The organism is Streptomyces sp. NBC_00045 (genome assembly GCF_045041095.1).
Classification (GTDB): Bacteria; Actinomycetota; Actinomycetes; order Streptomycetales; family Streptomycetaceae; genus Streptomyces.
This window is the reverse complement of the sequence record NZ_CP108271.1, coordinates 283,031-308,038: the sequence shown is the minus strand read 5'-3', so window position 1 is coordinate 308,038 and position 25,008 is coordinate 283,031. Positions and strand designations below refer to the sequence as shown.

The 25,008-nt window shown below is 70.2% G+C and carries 20 protein-coding genes and 4 pseudogenes; 13 read left to right on the top strand and 11 right to left on the bottom strand.

Features of this window, described 5'->3' with window-relative positions; all coding sequences use genetic code 11:
- The first annotated feature begins 23 nt into the window (after positions 1-23).
- The 3 genes from OHA65_RS01625 to OHA65_RS01615 all read left to right on the top strand — a co-directional run bounded on the left by OHA65_RS01625 (position 24) and on the right by OHA65_RS01615 (position 2,214).
- Positions 24-599 carry a TIGR00730 family Rossman fold protein gene (locus OHA65_RS01625; RefSeq protein WP_327281240.1) on the top strand — a complete coding sequence of 192 codons (576 nt, stop codon included), beginning with the start codon at positions 24-26 and terminating at the stop codon, positions 597-599.
- Entirely contained in the window at positions 599-1,558 is a 960-nt protein-coding gene (locus OHA65_RS01620; RefSeq protein ID WP_327281239.1) for an NAD-dependent epimerase/dehydratase family protein, read from the top strand. The genes OHA65_RS01625 and OHA65_RS01620 overlap by 1 nt, the downstream gene beginning before the upstream one ends.
- A gap of 272 nt (positions 1,559-1,830) precedes the next feature.
- Complete coding sequence (locus tag OHA65_RS01615; protein WP_327281238.1) at positions 1,831-2,214, top strand: hypothetical protein; 384 nt, start codon at positions 1,831-1,833, stop codon at positions 2,212-2,214.
- A gap of 728 nt (positions 2,215-2,942) precedes the next feature.
- Here the strand turns inward: OHA65_RS01615 and OHA65_RS01610 are convergent.
- From OHA65_RS01610 to OHA65_RS01600, 3 genes and pseudogenes are all read right to left on the bottom strand, one after another.
- Positions 2,943-3,325: pseudogene (locus OHA65_RS01610) on the bottom strand (transposase); the annotation flags it as partial.
- Between the two features lie 168 nt (positions 3,326-3,493).
- Positions 3,494-3,799: a protealysin inhibitor emfourin gene (locus OHA65_RS01605; RefSeq protein ID WP_327281237.1), complete on the bottom strand. Its 306-nt coding sequence runs from the start codon at positions 3,797-3,799 to the stop codon at positions 3,494-3,496.
- Positions 3,800-3,815: 16 nt separating this feature from the next.
- Complete coding sequence (locus OHA65_RS01600; RefSeq protein ID WP_405760883.1) at positions 3,816-5,030, bottom strand: M4 family metallopeptidase; 1,215 nt, start codon at positions 5,028-5,030, stop codon at positions 3,816-3,818.
- 543 nt (positions 5,031-5,573) lie between these two features.
- On the opposite strand from OHA65_RS01600, the gene OHA65_RS01595 reads away from it, so the two are divergent.
- A complete protein-coding gene (locus OHA65_RS01595) occupies positions 5,574-6,725 on the top strand; it encodes an ISAs1 family transposase (protein ID WP_327286055.1) in 1,152 nt (383 codons plus the stop codon).
- Positions 6,726-6,835: 110 nt separating this feature from the next.
- On the opposite strand, the gene OHA65_RS01590 is transcribed toward OHA65_RS01595, so the two are convergent.
- The 4 genes from OHA65_RS01590 to OHA65_RS01575 form a co-directional block, all read right to left on the bottom strand.
- Positions 6,836-7,111, bottom strand: coding sequence for a hypothetical protein (locus OHA65_RS01590; RefSeq protein ID WP_327281235.1), 276 nt, complete (start codon positions 7,109-7,111; stop codon positions 6,836-6,838).
- Between the two features lie 415 nt (positions 7,112-7,526).
- Positions 7,527-7,961: a CU044_2847 family protein gene (locus OHA65_RS01585; RefSeq protein WP_405760881.1), complete on the bottom strand. Its 435-nt coding sequence runs from the start codon at positions 7,959-7,961 to the stop codon at positions 7,527-7,529.
- Between the two features lie 416 nt (positions 7,962-8,377).
- Entirely contained in the window at positions 8,378-9,076 is a 699-nt protein-coding gene (locus OHA65_RS01580; RefSeq protein WP_405760879.1) for a response regulator, read from the bottom strand.
- Positions 9,073-10,356, bottom strand: a complete 1,284-nt coding sequence (locus tag OHA65_RS01575; protein WP_328761215.1) for a histidine kinase — start codon at positions 10,354-10,356, stop codon at positions 9,073-9,075. Before OHA65_RS01575 ends, OHA65_RS01580 begins: the two co-directional genes overlap by 4 nt.
- 183 nt (positions 10,357-10,539) lie before the next feature.
- On the opposite strand from OHA65_RS01575, the gene OHA65_RS01570 reads away from it, so the two are divergent.
- The 3 genes from OHA65_RS01570 to OHA65_RS01560 all read left to right on the top strand — a co-directional run bounded on the left by OHA65_RS01570 (position 10,540) and on the right by OHA65_RS01560 (position 13,564).
- Positions 10,540-11,169 carry a hypothetical protein gene (locus OHA65_RS01570; RefSeq protein WP_328761214.1) on the top strand — a complete coding sequence of 210 codons (630 nt, stop codon included), beginning with the start codon at positions 10,540-10,542 and terminating at the stop codon, positions 11,167-11,169.
- 522 nt (positions 11,170-11,691) lie between these two features.
- Positions 11,692-12,261 (top strand): GNAT family N-acetyltransferase, encoded by a 570-nt coding sequence (locus OHA65_RS01565; protein WP_328765109.1) that lies wholly within the window; start codon positions 11,692-11,694, stop codon positions 12,259-12,261.
- A 271-nt stretch (positions 12,262-12,532) separates the two neighbouring features.
- Positions 12,533-13,564 (top strand): hypothetical protein, encoded by a 1,032-nt coding sequence (locus tag OHA65_RS01560; RefSeq protein WP_329312317.1) that lies wholly within the window; start codon positions 12,533-12,535, stop codon positions 13,562-13,564.
- 468 nt (positions 13,565-14,032) lie between these two features.
- Here OHA65_RS01560 and OHA65_RS01555 read toward each other — a convergent pair.
- Positions 14,033-14,754, bottom strand: a pseudogene (locus OHA65_RS01555) (alkene reductase); the annotation flags it as partial.
- Positions 14,755-15,235: 481 nt separating this feature from the next.
- Here OHA65_RS01555 and OHA65_RS01550 point away from each other — a divergent pair.
- The 3 genes from OHA65_RS01550 to OHA65_RS01540 are packed head-to-tail and all read left to right on the top strand — an operon-like array spanning position 15,236 to position 19,316.
- Positions 15,236-16,663 carry a cellulose synthase catalytic subunit gene (locus OHA65_RS01550; RefSeq protein WP_327285963.1) on the top strand — a complete coding sequence of 476 codons (1,428 nt, stop codon included), beginning with the start codon at positions 15,236-15,238 and terminating at the stop codon, positions 16,661-16,663.
- A complete protein-coding gene (locus OHA65_RS01545; protein ID WP_327281229.1) occupies positions 16,663-17,667 on the top strand; it encodes a glycosyl hydrolase in 1,005 nt (334 codons plus the stop codon). Before OHA65_RS01550 ends, OHA65_RS01545 begins: the two co-directional genes overlap by 1 nt.
- Positions 17,664-19,316 carry a glycosyltransferase family 39 protein gene (locus OHA65_RS01540; RefSeq protein ID WP_328761209.1) on the top strand — a complete coding sequence of 551 codons (1,653 nt, stop codon included), beginning with the start codon at positions 17,664-17,666 and terminating at the stop codon, positions 19,314-19,316. The genes OHA65_RS01545 and OHA65_RS01540 overlap by 4 nt, the downstream gene beginning before the upstream one ends.
- Here OHA65_RS01540 and OHA65_RS01535 read toward each other — a convergent pair.
- Positions 19,273-19,902: pseudogene (locus OHA65_RS01535) on the bottom strand (transposase); the annotation flags it as partial. The gene OHA65_RS01540 and the pseudogene OHA65_RS01535 overlap by 44 nt on opposite strands.
- An 808-nt stretch (positions 19,903-20,710) precedes the next feature.
- Here OHA65_RS01535 and OHA65_RS01530 point away from each other — a divergent pair.
- The 3 genes from OHA65_RS01530 (at position 20,711) to OHA65_RS01520 (ending at position 22,632) form a co-directional block, all read left to right on the top strand.
- Positions 20,711-21,079 (top strand): hypothetical protein, encoded by a 369-nt coding sequence (locus OHA65_RS01530; protein ID WP_329312315.1) that lies wholly within the window; start codon positions 20,711-20,713, stop codon positions 21,077-21,079.
- A 734-nt stretch (positions 21,080-21,813) separates the two neighbouring features.
- The gene (locus OHA65_RS01525; RefSeq protein WP_328761205.1) at positions 21,814-22,254 is read left to right on the top strand and encodes a VOC family protein; all 441 of its coding nucleotides are present in this window, start codon (positions 21,814-21,816) and stop codon (positions 22,252-22,254) included.
- A 78-nt stretch (positions 22,255-22,332) separates the two neighbouring features.
- Positions 22,333-22,632 carry an STAS domain-containing protein gene (locus tag OHA65_RS01520; protein WP_327281224.1) on the top strand — a complete coding sequence of 100 codons (300 nt, stop codon included), beginning with the start codon at positions 22,333-22,335 and terminating at the stop codon, positions 22,630-22,632.
- Here the strand turns inward: OHA65_RS01520 and OHA65_RS01515 are convergent.
- Positions 22,622-23,225, bottom strand: a pseudogene (locus OHA65_RS01515) (TOPRIM nucleotidyl transferase/hydrolase domain-containing protein); the annotation flags it as partial. The gene OHA65_RS01520 and the pseudogene OHA65_RS01515 sit on opposite strands and share 11 nt — an antisense overlap.
- A 346-nt stretch (positions 23,226-23,571) precedes the next feature.
- The gene (locus OHA65_RS01510) at positions 23,572-24,684 is read right to left on the bottom strand and encodes a C40 family peptidase (protein WP_328761201.1); all 1,113 of its coding nucleotides are present in this window, start codon (positions 24,682-24,684) and stop codon (positions 23,572-23,574) included.
- Between the last annotated feature and the right edge of the window lie 324 nt (positions 24,685-25,008).

Genomic DNA, 25,008 nt, shown 5'->3' with positions numbered 1-25,008 from the left:
TGACGGTGCCACCAGGACCCCGCATGCGCATCTGTGTCTTCTGCGGATCCCGGGCCGGCAGCTCACCCGCGCACGCGCGTGCGGCGCGGCAGGTCGGACGCATCGTGGCGGAGCGCGGACACACGCTGGTCTACGGCGGGGCGGGTTCCGGACTCATGGGCGAGGTCGCCTGGGCGGCTTCGCGCGCGGGCGCCCGTATCGAAGGGGTCATGCCCCGCTTCCTCTTCGGCCGGGAGGCGCCCGGCGAGGCGCCGCCCCAGGACTTCACCGTGACCGACACGATGCACGACCGCAAGCACGAGATGTTCGAACGCTCGGATGCCTTCGTCGCGCTGCCCGGTGGCTACGGGACCCTCGACGAGGTCATCGAGGTCATGTCCTTGACGTACCTGGGACGCATGAACAAGCCTCTGGTCCTTCTCGACGTCGACGGGGCCTGGCGGCAGTTCGTCCGGCTGGTGCGCGACATGCGCGACCGCGGGTTCGCCGACGGGCAGGCGCGCGACCTGTTCTCGATCGCCGATGACGCGCCGGCCGCGGTGGAGACGGCGGAGCGGGAATGGGCGCGGCGGTCCCGCCCCCACGGAGGCACGGCCTGATGCGGGCCGTCGTCACAGGCGCTGCCGGATTCATCGGCTCCCACCTCTGCGCGCACCTGCTCGCGGCCGGGGACGAGGTGGTGGGCATCGACGCGGTCACGGACACCTACGATCCGAAACTGAAGGAACGCAACCTGGACGTGCTGAGACGCTCGGACGGCTTCGACTTCCGGTTCGCCGACCTCCTGGAAACGGACCTGGCCCGGGCTCTCGACGGCGCCGAGGCGGTCTACCACCTGGCCGGGGAGCCCGGCGTACGCCCTTCATGGGGACGGGAGTTCCCGCGCTACACCAGCCGCAACGTGCTGACCACTCAGGCTCTCCTGGAAGCCGCGCGAGGGATGCCGTTGCGCAAGCTCGTCTACGCCTCCAGCTCGTCCGTGTACGGACACACATCGCACCTCCCCACGACCGAAACCCTCTGCCCACGGCCGGTCTCCCCCTACGGGGTGACCAAGCTGGCGGCCGAGCACCTGTGCGAGCTGTACCGCACCGCCTTCGGCGTGCCCACCGTGTCACTGCGCCTCTTCACCGTCTACGGGCCCCGGCAGCGACCCGACATGGCCTTCGCCCGGCTCGTGGCCGCCGCGGTGCGCGACGAGCCCTTCGCGCTGTACGGGGACGGCGGGCAGACCAGGGACTTCACGTACGTGGCGGACACGGTGACCGCGATGCGCGCAGCCGCCCGCGCGGAGTTCACCGGAGTCGCCAACATCGGTGGAGGGAGCCGCGCTTCCATGAACGAGGCCATCGCCATCGTGGAATCCATGACCGGCCGGGTCGACCTCCGGCGGACGGCCTCGCAGCCGGGAGACATCCGGCACACGGGCGCAGACATCTCGGTCGCCGCCGACGCGTTCGGCTTCGCCCCGCAGGTGACCCTGAGCGAAGGGCTGGCCGAGATGGTGGCGCGGGAACGCTTCTCCGGCGGCTCGCGCCACGGACCCGGACCGTGCTGAGGGCGCAGGGGTGGTCCATGCGCCGCTCCTGCCGAGAACGCCCCAACCGCGATGACCGTCCAGGACCTGGGCCACCAACTCGCGGGGGCGGGCACGCTAACAGCTCCCCCTCGCTTGGATCACCTTGGCCGCGTTGCGTCGGGCCTTGGAGGGCCGCGCATGTTCCAGGAGGGCTCCGACATCGTGTTGACGGAGCTTGGGGATCAACTCAGTTGCCGAGGGGGCCCTTCCCGTCGATCCTGTGTGTTCAGCACGCAGAACAGGGGGAGCGCATGGGGCTGATTCTCTTCCCGGGTGATGGGGACAACAGCAGTCCGGACGCCACTTGGTCCTGCGTGCGCTTCCACTCGTTTCGGCAGCGCCTGGCCCGATCCGAAGGGTTCGACCTCTGCGAGATGTGGGGCTTCGGCGGCGAGCGGCCGTGGAGCGATGTGTCCACCGTGCTGGAGCCCCTGCTCGATCATCCCGATGTCGGAGGTGACGAACTCTCGCCCGCCAAGTGCAAGGTGATGCTGCCCCGGATGGAAGCGATCGCCGAGGAGTGGGCGACGGGCAGCGACGACCCGCTTCTTCACCAGCACATTGAGGACGCCTCCAACCTGGCCGAAGTCCTGCAGTTTTGCGTTGATGTGCGAGTGCCGCTGCTCTTCGGCTGAAGGCCGCGTTGGCAGCAGAACGTGTTCGCGGGACAGCTGAGGACACTTGGGACACCACTCCGGCGGCTGGCCGACCGGAGAGCTCTGCGTGACGTGGACGTGGCAGCTCGATGCCGAGGCGGGTCCGGTCGCGGCTGGTGAAGGCGGGGGAGGAGGGCTGGCCTCCCCGGAGCCGGGGTCAGAGGTGCGGTGTGACCACGATGACTGGTGCGCGAGGCCGTGAGCGAAGCCAAGTGCCCCCGGTACACCGAAGCCTCTGCAGCTGCGGGTTCCAGCAGCGCCGCACCAGCCGGGAACGCATCATCGAAGGGCACCAGCCGCCGGCCGGAAGCCCGGAGGTGCCTGAAGACGCCTCCACAGAGCAAGTACCTGCATGGTGAAACCACCTGCGAGTGCCCCGCTGAGGCAGCGCAGGAGCAAATGGGCAGCAGGCGCTCAGCCTTGCGCCGGCTGTGATCCGGCCAAGGAGGCTTCCGGCTCCGTGGAAGACGGCGGGGAGGACCTCCACCCGGACCGGACATCTCCGGGCCGGGCCGGACATGGAGGAGCGAGAGGGGCCCGCGGCCCGGCCCACGCCGTCACTCAGGTCATTCCGTTCACGACGGGACTCGATCCGAACGCCTCCAGAGCCTCGGTCATGGGCTGGTAGAGAAGGTCCTGCCCTTCATTGAGTCGCCGTTGCCGCCTGACGCGATGCCCAGGGCGAGGGGTGTCGGCGTACTCGTACTGGAGGCCGGGACGCTGGTGGAGGTCTTGACGCTCTGAGCGTCGATCACACAGGCCGACGGCTCGGCATCTCGGCCTTCTTCCTCCCGCAGGAGCTGCCTGAGCAGGCCGTTGAGCTGGGCGAACACGCCCTCGTCCGCCCACTTGGCGAAGTATCCGTAGACCGTGTTCCAGGGGGGAAGTCGTGTGGTAGGTAGCGCCACTGGACCCCGGTCCGGGCCACGTACAAGACCGCGTCCATGATCTCGCGCAGATCGCGCTCGGGCGGCCGACCGAAATCCAGGGCCCTGCCGCGACGCTCGAAACGCCAGGCCGAGAGCACCGGCTCGATCAACTCCCAGCGGGCGTCGGACAGATCGCTCGGATAGGGACGTCGCTTCGCCATGCTTCCGGCATACCGCCACCGACCGAGTGCGCCCAGGCGCACAGCCGCGACGAAGGAAGCACGCGGCCCCGAAGACCGGACATCGTGGGATGAGACAGGGACGAGGCGCATTCCACCCCACCCTAAGAAGCACCTGATGTCGCGGCGATCCAGGCTAAAACGACCTCTTTAGGGCTGGTCCCGTTGTGCGAGGTGCTCCTTGAGTGAGGTGAGCAGGGTCGCGAACGCCGGGGACATGGTGGCGTCCGACTGTTCGAGTACCGTAGCGCGGTCGTGGTCCTCCACCGTGATGGTGTAGGTCATCGCGTCCCGGGCGCGGTCAGCCTGGTCCTCCACGGACATCGCGATGGCCGCCGCCACCAGCTGGGTCAGCTCCGCTGCGGCGTTCTCGGGCATGGCCGCTGTGTCCAGCACCTCGGGCCGGCGGCGGATCACCGCCGCCAGGCCGCCGTATGACTCCAGGGTCACCCTCATCGTGCGCGACCGGTGTTCACTTGGCTCCCCTCAGTGTGGCCACTTCCTGGGCCAGCGCGGACACCTTAGTGTTCAGTTCCCCGATCTGCCTGGTCAGGGCCGCCAGGCCATCCTGTCGGCCCAGGCTGCCGTTCCCGTTGATCGGCATGCTCCGCGCCCTGCCGAGCCCCGCTGGGACCCCGCTGACCTGGATCTCCACGCCCTGCCACGCCGCCAGCACGGCCGACTGCTCGGGGCTTCCGGTGCCGAAGAGTTCCCCGGCCTTCTGGAAGGTGGTGTCCGCGAAATTCTGGAAAGTGGCGTCCCTGCTGGAGGATTTGAGCGCTTCGTACCAGATGGCTCCGGCGCTTTCCCACGCGAACCCGCCGATGCCCACGGCCGCCAGGAAGAACGCCTTGTTCGGAATGCCGGAGTTGAAGTGCACCCCGCCGAAGTCGCCTCTTGGGGTGTCGGGCAGGTGCATGAATTTGCTCATGCGGTCGGGCTGGGGATCTTTTCCGAACTGCGGATTGTTGTACGCCTGCCCCGGCGACTTCATCGAGCGCAGGGCGTCACCGGCGATTCCCGGGGTCCACACATCAGACCCGATCAGCCAGTCCGCGTCCTCGGCCGTCTGCTTCAGCGACCATTGCTTGACCAGCGACCCGAAGACGTCAGAAATCGACTCGTTCAGGGCCCCGGACTGATTGTGGTACTCGAATTCCGATGTGTTCTCGGTGACCCCGTGCGTCAGCTCGTGGGCGATCACGTCCAGCGATCCCGTGAGGTTGCTGAACTCCCTGCCGTCCCCGTCGCCGAAGACCATCTGGCCTCCGTCCCAGAATGCGTTGTTGAATTGCGCGTCGAAGTGGACGTATCCGTCCAGCCGCATCCCCCGGTCATCGATCGAATTGCGCTGGAACACCTCCTTGTAGAAATCGCGCGTCAGGCCGAGTTTGTCGAACGCCTGGTTGACGGCCGGGTCCTCGGACTGCGGTCCGTCTTCCGGTCTGGCCAGGACGGCGTTGGGGAGGGCAACCCCCTGCTCGCAGTCGAAGATGGTGCGCAGGCCGTTGCCTGCGGTTGCGGCCGCGCCGGCGAGGGAGGCCCGGACCGCTCGCTCGCCCCGCAGGCGCGCAGTGGTCAGCAGGGTGTCCATGGCGGCTTGGCGCACCTCTCGGTCTTCGCTCTCCAGCATCTTGTCGAGGATGTACGGGGGAATGATGCAGTTGATTGGGCGGGTCCTGCTCATGTGACACCTCACTGGACGAGAGGACCAATGGTCAACCATTCATCAGTTGATGTTTGGAAGTTCTCAGATCGCTGCTTCGAGTTCGTTCCCGGCCATGGAGAGGCCAAGGAAACAGCCGGTACCGGCTGATGAGACAGCAGCGGGAGCAGCGTTTTGACCCGGCCGGTCCGTATTCCAGCCCGGGGCCACGCCGATACCACCAGTCTCCTGCCGTCCGTAGCGACTGGCAAGCGTAAAGAAGGCTTGCGGAGATCTATCCCGGAGGACCGCCGGACGCCAAGAAAATGGGCGGCTCGTGGCCATCCGGCGGGCCAACCTCAATCCTTCGTGACGGGCCGTCGGTTGCACTGACACCCCACCGGAGCCGTGGAACCTGGCGCTCACCCGACGCGGCACAGCACCCAGGGGCGTTTCAAAGTCCCCGCAAGCGCTTGAGTCCGCAGGTCGCGGCTGTGCAGGGGGCGGGACTGGCCCGTCACGAACGCAACGAAGCTCCGGTTGGACGGGGTGACCTCCAAGTCGCCTCGAACCACCGGAGCTTCGATGTGCCGCAAGTCTGCCACCGTCTGCCTGATCAAGTCGCCGGTCCTGGACAACGTGGCGGGACTGTCGCTGGTGGAGCGGCTGCGGCTGCTTCCCGATCCGCGTCGGCGCCGAGGGGTGCGTCACCCGTTCGTGGCCGTGCTGCTGGTTGCCGCCTCCGCCGTCGTCGGCGGCGCGCAGTCGTTCGCGGCCATCGGCCAGTGGGCCGCGAACGCCCCGCAGCACGCCCTGGCCCGGCTGGGCGCCCGCGTCGTTGGGGCACTCGGCGTACGGGTCACGCCGAGTGTCGCGACAATCCGCCGGGTCGTCGGCATGGCCTGCCCCGGCGGCCTGGCCGATCTGACCGGCGCTGACCCCGCCGGCTCGGAATCACTGGCCATCGACGGCAAGGCCGCCCGCGGCTCCCGGCACGGCACCTCGCCCGCCGCCCACCTCCTGGCCGCGATGACCGGCGACGGCCGGACCGTCACCCAACTACGCGTCCCCGACAAGACGAATGAGATCACCTGCTTCGCGGCGCTGCTGGAGCCCTTCGACCTGACCGGGGTCACTATCACAGCGGACGCGCTCCACACCCAGCGCGGCCACGTCCGCTTCCTCGTCGAGGAGAAGAAGGCCCACTACCTGTTCGTGGTCAAGGCCAACCAGCCCGAACTGCACCGCCGGCTGCGGTCATTGCCATGGAAGGACGTCACCTCGCGCCGCTACGACCGCGAGACCGGCCACGGCCGCCGGGAGACCCGGGCGACCAGGGCACTCACCGTCACCGACCTCGGCCTGGACTTCCCCCACGCAGCCCAGGCCGTGCGCATCCTGCGCCACCGCACCGACCTGACGACCGGCAAGGTCAGCCGCGAGACCGTTTACGCGGTCACGGACCTGACCTCACATCAGGCATCGCCGCAACGGCTCGGCCGGCTCGCCCGCTCGCAGTGGACCATCGAGAACCGGCTTCACTTCGTTCGTGACACCACCTTCCGCGAGGACGCCTCGAAGATCCGAACCGGCCACGCCCCCGAGAACATGGCAACCCTGCGCAACCTGGCGATCAACACCGTCCGCACAGCCGGGCACCAAAACGTCGCCGCCGGCCTCCGACACGCCTCCTACGAACCGTTCACCCGCCCACTTGACCTCCTGGGCATCGCCTGACCAGCCCGCTCACAAGATCATCAGACTTTGCAATGCCCCTGGCACAGCACCTTGATCAGGGAAGTCCGCGCCATTATCGGTAGTGCATTCGGTGGGCCTCGGTCATCCCGTCACGGAAGAGGCTCCGGGGTTGAGGCGAACAGGTACGGGGAGGTGCTGGTGCTGTCGCTGTGGCGGGCGACGTAGACCGCGGCACGGACGGTGTCAGGGGCCGGCGCGAGGGTCCCTTCCAGCTGGGGGAAGGGAGGCAAGGCCGTCGAGGGCGGGGCCGGGCCGTAGGTGCCCTCGGCGAGAATGGCGGCACGTTCTTCCTCGCACAGCGCCAGCACCGGCGCCAGCGCCTTCTCCGCGAGCTCGGCCTCACCGTCGGACCGTGCATTGTGCACGCCGACCCGGTGTCTCTCCAGTACGTGCACGACAGCACGGGCGGTATGGGCACGGCGCAGGGCCTCGCTCTTCCCCGCAAGGGTGACGGCCCGCTGCGCCGTGTCGGCGATCCTCGGATGGCGCAGATCCAGGACTGTTCAGCTGGGCACCGGCAGTGCGGCGGGCGCAGGCGGAACGGCCTCTGCCGTACGGGGCCGCGGCCTGCCCCGGGCTCCCCGCAGGGCTGGCCCCAGGGCGAGGATGACGGTGGGAGGCAGGGGCACCCACCGTCCGGGCGAGCCAGCCACAGCGTCGTGCAGGTCGACCAGCACCTGCCAGATGTCCGACGGCTGCCGGTCCGAGGGCCTGTGCTACCGCAGCGGTCAGGCCCTACGCCAAGCCGCTGTCGGTGTCTTCGCTGCGTTGGCCATCGCCTCAGCCTTCGCCTGCGTCCGTACGAGGAGGACGATCCGTGTCGTCCTTCATCTTCCACGACATGGTCACTCTGAGGTGGCAGGCCGCTTGGGTCTTCGTGATCACTGCCCCGGCCGCGACGGCGAGGTCGACACCGAACTCGACCGCGATATCGTCGGGACGGGCCTTGCGTAGTTGGTCGAGAGTGGCGCGCGCCGCCTCCGTGACGGGTACAAGTGCCTCTTGCAGCGTCCTGGGCAGCTCGCCAATGGCCTCGCCGATGCGGCTGGCCTTAACCGGTCCCTCCAACACGCCCGCTGGGTCCTCGACCAGAATGCAGCCCCCGCCATCCAGCGGAATTCGGGTCACCGATGCCAAGACGACCTCCTTGTGGTTGCTGCATTCGTCCCCGCAGATGCCGACGGGCAGTGAGGACAAGCCGTTCTGCTCAGGCACCTTGGCCAGCGTCGCCAACGGTGCACGCCGCTGCAACCTCGGATAGGCCGCATGCACGAGCGGGGCCGCCAGTCGGGGTGATGACGCGAGGCTTCAGCACCGGTGAGCCAGAAGTCTCCGGTACGAACCCCGCGCAGCGCCTGCGCCCCGCGGCCAGCGCCTCCTCGGTCCGTTCGGCAGGGCGTGCGCCGCGCGCTGCCCCTGACGCTTCGCCCTGGAAGTAATGCGGTAGCAGCGGTCGTCATAGGGGCCTTGATCCGCCACTGGATTCTCGTTCCGGGGAAGAGCAGATCTGGTCCTGCTCGGAGTGCCACGCCGTCACAGATGCGGGTGGTGAGTTGACGCCTGCTGCGTCTGCCGTGAGACGACGGCGGTGGTCGAATCAAGAACCTTGCAGACCAGTGGTGCGGGCCGGTTCAAGGCTCCGGGGTGGCCAGCCCCGTCTTCCAGGCCCATGCTGCGATGCCGACCCGGTTCGCGGTCTTCAGCTTGGTCTGGATGTTGGCGACGTGGGTCTTCGCCGTTCCCGGCGAGATGAAGAGTTCGGCGGCTATCCGAGCATTGGTATGGCCGCGGGCTATGAGACGCACGATCTCGCGCTCGCGGTCGGTCAGCGGATCCGCCGCGCGTGCCTCGGCCGGCGGGCAGGCGCCGGACGACGGCGACGGCGTCGACGGCGTCGACGCGAGCCGGCGCAGGAGGCGGACGGTTATCTGCGGACTGATGAGCGCGTCGCCGGCCATGGCCGCTCGGACGCCCTCGATCAGCAGGGTGGGGCCGGAGCGCTTGAGGAGGAAACCGCTGGCGCCGTTGTGGAGGGCGGTGTGCACGTACTCGTCGAGGTCGAAGGTGGTTACGACGATGACCCGGGTGGGAGGCGCGGCCTCCGGTCCGGCGAGGCGGCGCGTGAGTTCGAGGCCGTCGAGTCGCGGCATACGGATGTCGGCAAGGACGACGTCGGGCCGCAGGCTCCGGGCCAGTTCGAGTGCCGTGGCTCCGTCGGCGGCTTCGCCGACCACGGTCATGTCGGGCTGTGAGTCCAGGACGAGACGGAAGCCGCTGCGGACGTCGTCCTGGTCGTCGGCCAGCAGGATGCGGGTGGGTGCGTGGTTCACGAGGAGCGCTCCATTGCAATGGGGGCGCCTGCCGACTTCGACGCCACGGGCAGCACCGCAACGAGCCGCCAGCCGCCTTCGCTGCGTCGCCCGTAGGTCAACGTGCCGCCCGTGGCCCGTACGCGCTCGTGCAGGCCGATCAGGCCCCGACCGCCGTGACCGTCCCCCAGCCGACGCACGGCCGTACGCGGGTTAGCCCGGTCGGCGGGACGGCCACCGGCGCCGTCGTCGGCCACCTCGACCCGGAGCGCGGGCGCGCCGTCAGGCGTACGGGTCGGGGTGAGGGACACCTCGACCTGAGAGGCCTCCGGGGCATGACGGCGGACGTTGGTGAGGGCTTCGACGACGACCCGGTAGGCCGTCGAACCGGCGGCCCGCGAGAGGCCGTCCGTGGCGCCGGGCGTCACGTACAGATTCGCCGCCGGGGCCGGCCCCGCAGAGGAGAACCGTGCGACGAGAGGGGCCAGCGCGTCCACGCCGGGCAGTGGCTCGACACCGTCGGCTCCCGGTGGCCGGGCGTCGCCGCCGTCCGCGTCATGAAGCGTCTTCACCATCCGGTCCATCGACGCCAACGCGTTGAGCCCGGCCGCCTCGATGCGTTCCAGGGCCGACAGGGCCTGCCCGGGGTCCGTTTTCGCGACGAAGCGCGCGGCCTGCGCCTGAGCCACCATGCCGCTGACGTCGTGGGCGACGAAGTCATGCAGGTCGCGGGCGAGTTCGAGCTGCTGGGAGCGCCGGGTCTCGACGACCAGGCGCTGCCTGCGGTGTTCCATCAGCCGCGGGTAGCCCCCAATGACGGCTGCACCCAGTACGGGCAGGGACCAGAACGCCGCCGCGCCCGCGAGCGACAGCAGCGAGGCCTCAGGCACCAGCGGCAGTGTCCACGCCGCCACCGCCGAACCCACCAGCACGACCGTCCCCGCTGCTGGCCGCAGGGGAGACCAGCGGGCCACGACGACGAGCAGTACCAGCAGAACGACCACTTCCACGAGTCGCGCCCATGAAGCACTGGGAACGGTGGGCGGGGTCGCGAGGGCAGTGGTGGCCATGGACAGGGCTCCGGCGAACGAGAGCGGCAGGGCGAGACGTTCGCGTGAGCGGGGCCAACAGGCCAGGGCCCACAGCAGCGTCGTCGCGGCGGCGACCGCCGACGGCGCCCCGTAGGGCTTCGACACGCCCCCGTGCACGGCGGCGACGGCGCTGAGCGCCGTACACCCGGCGACAACAGCGGCTGCGGCCAGGACGACATCTTTGCGCCCGAAGTGCTCGATCTTTCCCACTCCTTGATCCTACGGGCAGGTGCCGCCGCGCTCCCTCTGCCGACCGGCAGAGGGACAACGGCCTGGCGGAGCGGGAGATCCGCTGATCGGCAGATGGCCCCAGCCCCGCTGCCGAGCGAGGGTGGAGCCCGTCACCGAGACCACGGCCGCCGAGACGGCGGTCCACCGACCGAAGGAGCACGCATGTCCGGCATCCCCTCCACCCCGCGCCGCCGGATCGCCGTCGGGGCGATAGCCGCCACGACGGTCCTCGCCACGCTGAGCGGACCGTCCTCCGCCTCCGCGAACAGGCCGAGCGGCCCCGCCAAGGTCAGCGGACAGGGACGGATCTTCTACGCCTACTCGCCCGACGACGAGATCCGCTTCACCGTCGACGCGACCGCGGCGCCCTTCAGTCGTCCCCTTGACCAGTTGCCGAAGGGAATGCCCACCGACGCCCGCGGCAAGGTCACCTTCTCCCACTGGGTCGCCAGGACGAAGGAGACCCGGACGGCGGAGGCCGCCGTGGACTGCCTGGTCACCGGAGGCGACACCGCAACGCTCACCGCCGTGATCACCAAATCGGCCGACCCCGAAGAGATCGGCACGCGTTACGGGTTCAGCGTCAAGAGCGGGGGCCCGGGCCGCGGCCGGTTCGCCTTCAGCTGGGGCGTCTCCAACGTGGACGTCGTCGATGGCAAGCTCATCGCGCCCAGGGTCGGCACGTGCATGGCCCCTGCTCCCTTCGCCCCGGTCACCGAAGGAGGATTCAAGGTCACGCACGGGGACCTGCCCGCGCTGCCGACCGGATGGCAGTCCGGCGAGGGCCGATGACGGCGCAAAACGGACAGCACGGCCCTGCGCGACTTCGGCTTGCTCTTCGCCGCCATCACCCGGGACCGCCTCGCCCGATAGAACGACCAGGATCTGGCGCCCCGTTGCTCCCGTTTCGGCGCCGTATGCCAATCAGGCCAGCCGCTCCCGGATGTCCAGGGCTTGACCGACGGTGTGGCGGGCGGGGTCGAGGTCGGGGGCGGGCCGTCGGCGTGTCAGCGGGCTAGGGTGTGGGAGGTGTCGGTGATCCGGGACAGCATGTCTTGGATGACGAGGTCGGCGGAGGCCAGAGTCCGGCCGTCGAACGGTGGGCCGCGGACCAGCCCCCTCGCCGTTTCCAGATCTGTAACGCCGGCGGGGCCGGCAGCCTGACCGCGCGGGGCCAGTTGTGGGAAGTGGTCCCAGTCGGAGGTGACGGCCGGGTCGAAGGTGTACCCGTCGCCGGTCGACCCGATGCAGTTGCGCAGTTGTACGCCTCGCTAACCGATCGACACCCTGATCTGGATCAGGTTGGCTGGCCGCATGTCAGAACTGCTTACCGACCGTCTCCTCCTCCGACCGTGGCGGGAGTCCGACCTTGAGCCGTGGGCGGCGATGAATGCGGACCCTGAGGTTCGAGAACACCTGGGGGAGCTGCTGACACGCGATCAAAGCGATGCCGCGGCGGCACTCATGCAGGCGGAGTTCGACAACCGAGGTTTCGGATGGTGGGCGCTGGAAGCACGGCAGACCGGCGAGTTCATCGGCCGTGCCGGCTTGGACGAGGTCCACGAGGACCTGCCCTTCGAGGGAGTGGACATCGGTTGGCGGTTGGTCCGTTCGGCGTGGGGGCACGGTTACGCCACCGAGGCCGCCTCGGCCTGTCTGGCCTTCGGATTCGAGGTTCTGGGACTGCCGGAGGTCGTCGCGTCGACGACCATCACCAACGTTCGTTCCCAGGCAGTGATGCGCCGGATCGGCATGACCCGGGACGGAGCTGACGACTTCGAGGATCCGAGCGTGCCCGCGGGTCCGCTGCGCCAGTGCGTGCTGTACCGAACCACCGCTGAGAAGCATGCGGCCTACACCACGCGACCGGTGAAAGGGCCCTGATCGTTACGACAACGGTCGGCGCCCCGCACCGTAATCCTCCGGCCGGGCTGACACTCACTATCCGGCTTCCCCTGTGCGGGGGAAGCCGGATGATCCGTGGGATGGATGTGATCGGCGCGGGTGACGCGGAATCTTGGAGCGTCGGCAATGCGGATATACGGGGGTCACGGTGGTTGTTCCTGCGAACTCGGAGGTAGGCGGCGTTCCCAAGCCGCCGACCGCAAGCCCGGGGCGGGTGTTGTGGTGGCGGCGGTGGCCTGTGTGGGCGCCCATGGTCGCCGCAGTGTGGGGTGTGTTGTACGCCGCTGTCGAGGTCACCTGGGCGGTGACGGGCACCATCGTGCAATGGAAGGCGCACTCCGCGTACGCGCCGGGAGTCCAGCTCTTCCTCGCGGCCCTCGCGCTCCTGGCCGGCGGCGCCTGTCTGGCCAGCACCCGAACTCTCTCCAAGCTAGGCGGGGTTGCGGTGGCGACGGCGCTGATCGTGGCGCTCCCGGTGTTCGTCCTGGGAATGGTCGGGCTGCCGATCCATTTCGTGGCAATTGCGACGCTCTCGGGGGTGGAGAGCGCCACCGGGCTGGCTCAGGTGCTGTTGAACACGGCCGGTGCGGCCATCCTGCTCCTCGTCGGTTTGTCGTACCGCCGACGGCTGCGTGGAAACTGCCCTCGATGCGGGCGGCCGCACGCCGGCGCAGCCGACGGCCCGCTTGCGCACCCGGCCGCGTCCCGAGCCCCGAGGCGGACCTGCGTCGCGGTGTACCTGCTCATGGGCGGACTTCTGCCGTGGGCGGGAGCCAAGACCATCTGGACGCTGGGCGGCAACGCGCTCGGCGTCGCGGGCGATGACTGGCAGAGGACGACGCGCGTCGGCGCGTCGGGGCCGTCGCAGGCGGCCGCAACGGCGGGGATCGACGTGACCGTGTTGGCCGCGATGGTCGGGGTCTTCCTGCTGCTGGGGTTGCTGTACGCGTGGGGGCAGGTGTTCCCCCGCTGGACGGTGGTCCTGTCCGGACGGCGGGTCCCGCGCCTGCTGCCGTTGATCCCGGCCTGGCTGACCGGCATCCCCCTGACGATGTACGGGGCCGTCCTCGTCGTCACGGCCCCGCTCATGGCCGTCGGGGTGCTGCCCAAGACCAAGCCGTCCCCGCCGTTCACCACCCGCTCGGGGATCACTTGGATGGTCGAGTTCGGCGGCCTGGCATTCGCCGGTCTGGGCATCGGCCTCCTTGTGGCCGCCCGCTCCTATGCCGCCCGCACCCACCCCGTCTGTGCCAGCGCCACGGCAACGGAGAGGCCCAAGTAATGGCGCGGGATCCGTGCGCCCGTCCTCGCCGTCGGTGACGCTGCCCTCGGCTTCTGGCACGCCGTTCCCGCCGCCGCGCCGCCGGTGCGGGAGGCCACAGGTCGTGGGTGCCCGCCTGCGAGCAGTACGGCCGCGAAGGGCTCCGGCGGGGACATGGACACCGTCCGGGCCGCCACGGCCGCGCTGGAGGAGCGGTGGGCGACCTCGGACATCGTCCCGGTGCGCCGCAGTCCCGGCGAGCCAGGCTGCTCAGGGCGGTGCTTCCAGCTTCCCACTGAACGGGCAGGTCCCTCAGGCGTCCGGTGGCGCTGAACACCGCGCTCTGACGATCGGACGCCCCGGACACGGAGTGGTCGCTCGGCTGGCCCACTTCGGGCGAGAGTGCCCGGCTGCGCGCCTTCGTCCAGGCGGTGCATGACGCCAGCGTCCGCCCGCCACATCGAGGCGGTGCACACTGGCGTCGCGCGATCACCGTACGACCCGCGTGGAGGCCTCTGTTCCCCGGCCGGCGGTGTCGAGCGTGGGGTAGTCGGTGTACCCGTCCGCCCCGCCCGTGTAGAAGAGGGCCTCGTCGCGCACTTGGTTGACCGGTGCGCCGGTACGGAGCCGCTCGACCAGGTCCGGGTTGGCGAGGAACGGCCGGCCCAGGGAGATCAGGTCTGCTCCCGCGGTGAGGAGCCGCTCGGCCGCTTCCCGGCCGCCGTCGGCGGGCAGCGGCTGCCCCCAACCGAGCACCGGGTTGGCGATGAGCGTGCCGGGCCACATCTTGCGGATCCGCTGGAAGAGGGGCTGGTCCGGGTCGGCGAAGACGACGTGGACGTAGGCGAGGCTCCAGTCCGCCAGGGCGTCGATCAGCGTCGGGTAGATGTCCTCGGTATCGCCCTCCTCGATGCCGTTGACGGTGAGCCCCGGCGCGATGCGCACGCCCACCCGCCCGGGGCCGATCGCCTCCGCTACGGCCTGGACCACCTCGACGACGAACCGGATGCGGTGGGCACCGGGCCGCCGTAGGCGTCCGTGCGCCGGTTGCTGCCCTGGGCCAGGAATTGGTGGAGCAGGAAGCCGTTTGCGGCGTGCACCTCCACTCCGGCGAAGCCCGCGGCAACGGCGTGACGGGCGGCGGCGGCGAAGTCGGCCACGGTGGACCGGATCTCGTCGAGGGTCATCTCGCGCGGGACGGCGGCGTCCTCCAACAGGCCCGCGCCGGACTCCGCCGCCCAGCCTGTCCGGCCGCACGGCCCCCATTGCGGGAACTCGGCGTCGTAACGAGGCCGCTTCCCCACCTTCAAATCCTTAGCGGGTCACCACTCCACGCTCCGAGAGAACCATGCATACGATAAATGCTCTGATGTGGTAATTCGTGCCGGAGATGCGTTATTTCGGGTTAAATGTGGCGATAGTTGATCGCGTCAGCGCACCGGCTCCTGGACTCCGTTCTATGTTTCCTCGCATGTCGCCTCGATCCGCGCGGGGCAGGTGGCCCGGGAGATCCTTGTGAGTTCAGTTGAGGCCGCCCGTGTGGTGCGTCCAGGTACACGAAAGCGAGGGCCCGGGCAGCAGCAGGCCGGGCCCGTCGCCCCCGGCCTGCTGCCGGCACCACCCTCGGACGCCGAGAAATACGCCTACACCGAACGCCGCCAGTGGGTGCTGACCACCGCTTCGCTCCTGAGCATGGGCTGCCTGCTGGTGAGTCAGTACCGGCTGATCTCCTCCGCACCCCTGCTGTGGCTGTGCGCCCCGTTGCTCGCGTTCACCGTGTTCTACTACCTGACCTCGCTCTGGGTGAACCTGTTCACCCATGACTTCGATCTCGCGCGGCACCGGCAGCTCGTGCTGGACTGGCGCCCCGGAGTCCACCCCCGGGTCGACATCTTCCTGCCGGTGTGTGGCGAGCCGATCCAGGTGCTGCACAACACCTGGACGCACGTGCGCGCCCTCGCCGACCACTACCCGGGCCGCTGCGTGCCGTTCGTCCTGGACGACTCCGCCAACCCCGAACTATGCGCGATGGCGGCCGACTTCGGCTTCCGCTACGCCACCCGCCCCAACCGCGGCTGGTTCAAGAAGGCCGGCAATCTGCACTACGGCTTCGACCGCACCGACGGTACGTACATCCTCGTCCTCGACGCCGACTTCGCTCCCCGCCCGGATCTGCTCCACGAACTGCTCCCGTACCTGGAGGCGGACGAGCGGCTCGCCATCGTCCAGTCACCGCAGTTCTTCCGGGTGCTCGACGCACAGAACTGGATCGAGCGCGGCGCCGGCGCCGTCCAGGAGCTCTTCTACCGGACCGTCCAGGTCTCCCGGCAGCACAGGAACGCGGCGATCTGCGTCGGCAGCTGCGCCGTGTACCGGCGCACCGCGCTGGAGGAGAACGGCGGAACGACCCTCATCGAGCACTCGGAGGACGTGCACACCGGCTTCGACCTGCGCTGCCTGGGCTGGGACCTGCGCTACGTACCGCTGGCGCTGTCGACGGGCGTGTGCCCTGACGACGCCGACGCCTTCTTCAACCAGCAGTACCGCTGGTGCGCCGGGTCGATGAGCTTGCTGGGCAGCGCCAAGTTCTGGCAGGCCAGGCTCCGGATCTCCAGCAGGCTCTGCTACCTGTCGGGCTTCCTTTACTACGCCCACACGGCCCTGTTCACCTTCGCCGCGCCCCTGGTACCGATCCTCCTGCTGCTTTTCCTCCCCGACAAGGTCGCTGTCGAGAACCTGTGGCTGGTCCTCCCCAGCATCCTCTACACCACCACGGTGTTCTCGATGTGGCACCGGGTGCCCTACCGTCTGGAGGCCTGGGCCGCGCGCATGATGTACGGCTGGGCGCACGCCTTCGCGATCCGCGACATCCTGCACGGCCGGAGCCTGGGTTGGCAGGCCACCGGTTCCTCCGCGGCGAAGCGGAGCGGCACCAAGGGGCGCCTGGCCGGTGTGGGGCTGTGGGGCGGTGGCACCGCGCTGCTCTGGGTGGGCGCCGCGGCATGGCGCGCGCTCACGCTCGACCCCGCCGACTTCTTCCTCCTCCTCTCCTCCGGACTCTTCTACGCGCTGATCGTCGCGCGGGTCCTGCTGCCGCCCCGTGCGATGGGAGCCCACTGATGCACGCCACACGCGGTCCACGCATCACGCACGTCACACGTGTCACGGCGGCCGTGCTCCTGCCGCTCGCCGCCCTCACCCTCGCGTTGACCGCCTGCGCGCCCTCCTTCACGGCCTACCGCACCGCAGCCACCGCCCCGCACCGACCCTACGACGTACGCCCGCTGCTGCACCCGCCGAAGAAGTACTTCGGCGTCTTCCGCCCCGGAGCCCCGCACTCCATGGAGCCGGTGCACGACTGGGCCAGGATGGTCGGCAAGCGGCCGAACCTGATCGCCTATTACGCGGGCTGGGGCGACGGTTTCGACGCGAAGGGGATGCGCGACGCCTGGAACTCGGGCGCACTGACCGTGATGTCCTGGGAGCCGCACGACACCACCCTCACCCGGATCGCCGACGGAGCCTTCGACGAGTACATCCGGGGGTGCGCGAAAGCGGTCCGCGCCCTGAGCTTCCCCCTGGCGATCAGCTTCGCCGACGAGATGAACGGCGACTGGGAGCAGTGGGGGACCACCGGGACCACGCCCAAGGAGTACGTCAGGGCCTGGCGACACATCCACGACGCCTTCCAGGACGCCGGCGCCACCAACGTGATCTGGACCTGGTCCCCCAACATCCTCCGACCGGGCACCCACCAGGACTTGAGCGCCTACTACCCCGGCGACAGCTACGTCGACTGGGTCGGGCTGGTCGGCTACTTCACCGACTGGGACCCGCACTCGTTCACCGGACTGTTCGGGTCGACCCTGAGCGAGATCAAGCGGTTCACCCAGAAGCCGCGGCTCATCCTGGAAACGGGCGCGATGCCCGGCCGACATCGCAAGGAAGACGTGCGCACCCTTTTCGACGGCGTCACGGCCGCCCGCGACATCATTGGATTCGCCTGGTTCGACCACAAGGCGCGAGCCGACTGGCGGCTTGCCGCGAACCCGGAGGGCGTCGCCGAGTTCCGGCGCCTCTCCGCCAACGACCTCTACGGTTTCGACGTGCGGAGTGCCCGATGACATCGACGGAGCGCGCCACCCGGACCGTCCCCCCGGCTCCGACCCGGCCGGGAGAGCAGCGGGCGCCGACCTACCGCCTGCCGAAGACGCCTCCGGCGGCGTGGAGTCCTGCCGGTTGTCGACGCCGCACCTGGGTCAGCCGGGCGGTCCTCCTGCTGCTGCTGGCCCTCCAATCCGCGCTGTCCCTGCGGCTGTCCAACACGGCCTTCCAGGACGAGGCCCTGTACTTGACGGCCGGCCACGCCGAACTGGCCCACCTGCTGCAGGGCACTCCATCGGCGGTCGACTACGCCGCGTACTTCTCCGGCTCGCCGCATCTGTACCCGGTGCTCGCCGCCGCCGTGGACAGCCGCTTCGGGCTCTCCGGCGCTCGAACGCTGAGCCTGCTCTTCATGCTGGGCACCACCGGGCTGCTGTACTCCTTCACCCGGCGTCTGTTCAACGAGCGCGCCGGGCTGGCGGCCGCCGCGCTGTTCGCCGTCATGCAGTCGACCGTGGTCATGGGGTACTTCGCCACCCACGACGCGCCCGCCCTGTTCCTCCTCGCGCTGGCCACCTGGATCATCGTGCGCACCGACCGCGCACCCGCGACCGCCGTGCTCGTCGCCGTGCCCGTCGCGGTCCTCGCGGTCGGCGTCAAGTACGCGGCCGGCCTCTACCTGCCGACCCTGGTCGGGCTCGCACTGCTCACCGCGTGGCCCCACCAGGGCGCCAAGGCAATCGCGCGGGCCCTGCTGCTCGCCCTCGGCACGGCCGGGCTCCTCGCGCTCGGCATGCACGGCACCGATCTACTGGCCGGTGTGCGACGGACCACGACCCATCGGGATCACGGTTCCGACGGGGCCGGGTTCCTGCTCTGGCAGTCGGCCCAGTGGGGCGGCCTGATGTTCCTCACCGCCGTCGGCGGCGCGATCTCGTACGTCCGGCGAAGCCGCATGGGGGAGTCGCCGCTCACGTGGCGGCTCCGCGATCCGAGCCGCCGCACGCGGGTGCTGCTGGGCTCGCTGCTGTGCACCACGGCGCTGTTCGCGCCCGCTTACCAGGTGCACCTGGGGACCATGGTGTCGCTGTTCAAGCACATCGGCTACGGTCTGCTCTTTGCCGCGCCCCTGGCGGGCGTCGGCCTGACCCGGCTTGTGGGTGCACACTTCCGCCACCCCCACCTGGGCATCGCGCTGTGGGCGGCGGCGCTGTGCCTGGGCATCGCGCAGGCGGACGGAAGGTTCGGCAGCTGGCCGGATTCCTCCCGGATGATCCGGACGATCTCCTCCGACGTGAACGGCAACGGCCACTACCTCAGCTCGACCCCCGAAGTACCCGCCTATTACCTGCGGGAAAGAACCGCGCACTGGCAGTGGCGGAGCGTCTTCGGTATGGCTTACACCGACCGGAACCACATCCGCCACACCGGCGACGCGGCCTACCGCGCGGCCCTGCGCGACGGCGAGTTCGACCTGATCGTCCTCGACGGGTTCACCAACCCGCAGGTAGACCGTGTCATTTCGAGGGCGCTGAAGGGGAACCCGCACTACCGGCTCCTTGCCCACCTGCCGTTCGGCAACCCCAGCCACGACCGTGCGGACAGCCTCCTGCGATCTGCGCTGTTCAGCGAGTACGGCGGCCGCTACCGGATCTGGGTGAAGCAATGACCCCACCGCCGGCTCCGGACGCCGCCGCCCGCACCGGACGACACCTACGGGCGGACCCGCTGAGCAGCCCGCCCCACAGGGCCAATCGGGTCAGGGGACGCCTGCGGCTGCAGAGTGAGCCCGGCCGCCGTGCGAGGCGCCGTCCCACGACCACGCCTCGTGGGTGTGCGGGCACGCGTTCGTAGTCGCGGACCAGGCGTCGGCGGTGCATCAGCCGGGCCAGTGTCCGCTCGACGACCCACCGGCGGGGCAGGACCACGACCCCGGGCCGGCCGTCGCTGCGTTTGACGACCGTGAGCGCGAGGTCGGGAGCGTTCCTCGCCCAGACGCCGAGTCCGCCGGCGTAACCGCCGTCGGCCCAGACCGGAGCGGTTTTGCGGTGGAGTTCACGAAGCCGGCTCAAAACTGGAACGGCCGCACCGCGGTCCTGGACGGCCGCCGGGGTGACGTGAACGACCAGGAGCAGCGCTGCGCAGTCCACCGCCAGGTGGCGTTTGCGGCCGCCGACCTTCTTCCCGCCGTCCCAGCCCCGTGAACCAGCGGCGACCTTGTCGGCCGCCCGAAGCGACTGCGAGTCGATGACCGCGGCCGTCGGCTCCGTCTTCCGTCCTTCCGTCCTTCCGTCTCAGAGACCCGGGATCTGAGCCGGCCGGCCCGGGCGCAGGGAGTGTGCAGGCGGCGTCGTCCCGGTCCGCTGGTGCGAGGAACTCGGGGGAGGGCCTGCCGCCGGTGCGGGAGCGGCCGAGGATGCGTTCGGCGGGCCCGCGACGGCCGCGCGGATCAAGCCCCGGCTGTGCTCCGCTCCACTGGGCGCGCTTCAGGGATTCAGCGCTTCCGCATTCCGCTGAGGATGCTCCTGCCTGCGGCCCGCTCCGCCCGCGCTGCGCCGACGCGCGGCCACTGGGGGGATGGGGCTGGAGGCCGTGAGCGATCACCGCGTACGCGGCGGCCCAAACGGTGCCTCCGGCGGGGCGCCGGGGTCAGGGGTGGGTGGAGCATGGCTGGGAGCCGATCCCCAACGGCTGCGCCAGAGAAGAAAGCAGGGATGGGATCGGTGGACGTGTGAAGGTCAGGCCGCGCCCGAACGGCCCACGCGGGCATACGGCGGACGGCGGATCGCAGTGCGGTTGACGGTGTGTCTGGAGCGGACGCACGGCGTGGGCGTGGTCGATGAGACAAGTGACCCCAATCGGGACCGGAGCATCCATCGAAGGCTTGAGCGCCAGGGGCGCCCGTGGCCGTTGCCGAGCAGCCTGACCGTGAGACTGACCCGGCGCCCTGCGCTTTCCGACCGACCTGGTACCGCAGTGCGGGGTGAGTGCCTGCGAGGGCCTGCCCGGCGTGCCGCTGCCCTGCTGGCTACGGCGGCGCTGCCCGTGGCCGTGGTGGTGCCCTTGGCCACGTCTGCCCGGACGGCGCCCGACCGCATCCAGCAGGGGCCTATCGGAGGCTCCGGCGGTGGCGGTTCGAACCACGTCCCGCCCGGTGGCACCTCCGGATCCGCCGCCGACCCGGCTCGGGCGACCGTCACCTCCGGACTGCCCGTGTCGACGTGCGCGAACGCCACCCCGGCCAACCCACAAGGGCTCAACGTCATCGTTGGCACCAGCCGCTCCGACATCCTCAACGGAACCCCCGGACCCGACGCGATCTTCGGTCTCGGCGGCAACGATGCCATCAACGGGAACGCCGCCGACGGCGGCCCGGGCCACAACGCCTGCATGAACCCCAGCCGCGGACAGCCCGGCGCAACCAACTGCTGAAAACCCCGTGCCTCATCCGTGCCCGACAGGACGGGAACCTGTGGGGAACACCGGACGGTCACGGTCGCTGGGCGTGAGAACGGAGGCGGTGGGATTCGAACCCTCGGTGACATCGCTTCCCCGACGGTTTTCGAGATCGTTCAAGCGGTGCCGGCCTGTTGTGTCGGCTTTCGTCGGATGCCTCGCGGGCCCCGCCGCGCGCAGGGCGGGAGCGCGGTCGTCCTCGGGCGCGGTGGGTGGCTCGGGCAGGCGGGGGAGGGGCAGGGGAGCAGCGGCGTGTGCCGCCACCGTGCCGCAGTCGCTGCCGGCACCGCTCCTGACGTCCCCGCCGGGCCCCTCGGATGGATGATCCACGGCTGCCTTGCCGGGCCGCGTGGAGCCGGACCGGCCGACCTCGGAAGAGGGACCAGCCGTGAAAGCGGCTCCGGGGACGGTGCTCAGACCACCGGTCGAGCCGATGCTGGCGCAGGCCGCGGAAGCCGTGCCGGGCAAGGCTGCGCTGCGTGCCGGGGTGGCGCATGAGCCGAAGTTCACGGTCCTCCGGACCCCTCGGGGTGTTTCATTCGGACGCCCTATGGGCGGGTGCTCGTTCGGCGATCGGGGCACCCGGGGCGGGGCCAGGAGCGGGCCTGCGGAACTCAGCCCGTTTTGCGGGTGTCGAGAACGGGCCGCTGGCTCCGTCCTGGGTATACCGGTGGCCTCAAAGGGCCGCGCAACGCAGAGGGAGAGCCGTCATGACGCTTCAGCGGATGGACAACGTCGGCATCGTCGTCGAAGACCTGGACGCCGCCATCGCCTTCTTCACCGAACTGGGCATGGAGGTCGAAGGCAAGGCGCAGATCGAGGGCCTCTTCGCGGATCAGGCCGTCGGACTCGACGGAGTCCGCAGCGACATCGCGATGATGCGGACCCCGGACGGCCACGGCAAGCTGGAGCTCGCCCAGTACCACACGCCCGCGGCGATCGGGGACGGATCGCACAACGCGCCGCCGAACACGCTGGGCCTGCACCGGGTCATGTTCGCCGTCGACGACATCGACGACACCATCGCCCGCCTGCGCCCCCATGGCGCCGAACTCATCGGCGAGGTGGCGCAGTACGAGGACATCTACCGCCTCTGCTACCTCCGCGGCCCCTCAGGCATCATCCTCGCCCTGGCCGAACAGATCAACTGACGGCCCTTCGCGGCCACCCACCGCCGTGTCTCACGAGGCACGGCGAAGTCTGGAGAACGACAGTCACCGCGCGCCGCTGTGCACCGCGCGCCGCTGTGCACCGCGCCCGCGCTCGGCGGCCGGGGCGCGGTGGTGGTCGTGTGTACGGGCGAGTTCGACCGGGACTCGGTCGGCAGCCTTTCGGAGGCCTGCCGGACCGAGGCCGCGGGCGCGAAGCTTCTCGCCCTGGACGTTGCCGGCGTCGCGTTCGCCGACTCGGCGTTCCTGAGCGTGCTGATCCGCCTACGCAACTCCCGCCCGATGGTGCTGGCGGGGCCTTTGCCGAACCACCGTCGCGGCCGGCACGGCGCCGCACCGCCGGGAGCCACAGGTTCGTGATGAGGCCGTCGAGGGGGGCGGTGCCTGTTTGGGGGCCGAGCGCCTCGGTGAGGAGGCGGGCGTAGCGGATCTTGCGGCGAGGAAGCGCCGCAGTTGCTCCCGTCGGGCCCGGCCGTGCTGTGCGGGTTGCCGCAGGAACGTCTGCCCGGGTGGGGATCGCCGTCCGCCCGGATGATCTCTTCGACCTCCGTGGTGCCCGGCGCGCGGATCAGTTCGTCCTCCAGGTCCCACAGGCACACGAAGAAGTGGTGGTTCGGCGCCCCTGCTTGCTGCAGGCCGCGCTCGTAGAACGGCCGCTCGCGCTCGTCGCACAAAACTGCCGGGCGCAGCCCGAGGCCGGGCGGTCCGAGGAGGGCTGCGAAGCGGCCGATGTTCATCGTCCCGCCCATCAGTAGGACGCACACTCCCTCGGCGGGCAGGTCCCGACGCCGCCGCTCGGCCAGGGCCTGCACGGCGGCGAGGTCGCTCGGCCCTTCCAGCAGCACCGCCGTCCGCACCCCCGTTCGGGCGGCCAGATCGCGGGCCGGGCCGTCCGGACCACCCGTCACCCGGTCTCCGATTGCGTTCCGAAGCGCCTGCGTATCACCGTCCAACACGAGGGCGAGTCTGCCCGTCCGCGAGCATTCGGGCACCTACCCCGCGGTCGAACCGGCCCCGGCCGGTACGCATCTCGGGAGGGGTGGTCTGTTGCCGCCATCGTCTTCGGCATCAACACCACATGGTGCTCCAGGCCCCTCGCAGGCCACGTCAACGACCTGCATGCCCTCAAGCGCAGTGCGTTCGGCAAAGCGAACCCGCCTCGCCCAGCGCCCAGCGCTCCGCATGCTGCGCGGCACCAACCGCTCCCTCGCCGTCCGAGCACGGGTACCACAGGCTCCCTACCCGTCCCCGACGGCGGAGTGGTGGCGGGGGGTCGCCGCACGGCAGTGCCCACGCATGTCAGCGGGTGAGGAAGCGGGTGGCGCCCACGTAGACGCGGCCGGTGGAACCGATGGGCTCTTCCTTGACCGGGTCGCCGGTCCGAGGCGAGTTGATCATCATGGGTTCGCCGTTCCTCGTCCCCGAATAGATGCCGACGTGGGTGACTTCGGTGCCGGTGGCAGGGCGGAAGGCGACGATGTCGCCGGGCCTGAGGTCCTGCGTACCGGTGATCCGCACCCCCGCGGCCGAGCCGGCGGGTACCTGCCCGCCGCCCGCGTCGAACTGCGGCTGCGCGTCCCGGGGGATCGTCACGCCGAGGGCGGAGTAGACCTGGCTGGTGAGGCCGGAGCAGTCGTAGCCGAATCCGGAGGTGCCCGACCACAGGTAGGGCAGACCCAGGAAGGCGCGTGCGGCGGCGACCACGTCCGCGCCGCTCGCTGCGTCCGACACCTTCGCCAGGTCGTCAGCCCGGAAGAACAGCCGGCCACCGCTGCCAGAGTAGGCGGTGACGACTCCGGGCAGCGGACCTGCCTCCACCGGGAAGGAAGTGTTGTACGAGTACTCGCCCGCCGGCCCGGATTCGCGGCCGGCGAGCGCGGCCCGGGCAGTGGCGAAGCCGCGGGCCGTGGGGCGGGCAACGCGTTCCTCGTGGGTGCCGCCGGGCGGGCGCCGGTGCTCCGTGGTCAGCTGCCGGTCGGGAATCCAGCCGGGGTAGGCGCCCCGTCCTGCCTGGTCCCTGGGGGTGGGCTGGCCGTGCACCCATACGTGGTCCCAAAGCAGACCGCCGTGCCACTCGGTGCGGTCGATGCTCACCCGGACGCCGTGGAGAGCCTGCGTCTCCCCGGCGACCTCACGCCGCTCGTCCAGGGACATGGTCGTCAACCAGCCGCGGATGTCAGCGGGATTGGTGGTCGCGGGAGCGTCCACGGGCCGGACCTGTTCGGGGCTCACCCAAACCTGAGCGACCGTCACGCTGACGTAGCAGGTCGCGGCGCCCCCGCAGGGACGTGGCGCGGCGGACACGGAGGGGCGGGCCGGGGCGGTCGGAGCCGCGGAGACCGCGGCTGCCGGAGCGGCGAGGGCGAGGAGCGCTGTGGCGGTGGCCGTCAGGACGGTCTTCACGGAATACATGCGTCGATCCTGTCCACGGCAGCGCCCCTGCGAACCCTTCCGGCCCGGCCGGCCCCCGGGGGCGGGGGATCGACTTGACCTCGCCAACCGGTCCCCGGCGTCGTGGGCCGCATGCTCCGTCGAGCCGTCCGGGTCATCGACGACGTCGCCTCGACGACTCCTGGACCGTGCGGCTGTTTCCTGCGCGCTCAACTGGGTGCCGGGCGATCGCCGGCGGGACGCCTGGCCGGCCCACCTGCGCTTCGGTCGGCTTCGAGGGCCCAACCGACGGGGGTGGCGCGGGCCCCGTGGGATGCCGCTGCAGGGGACGATCGGCGCGGGGCT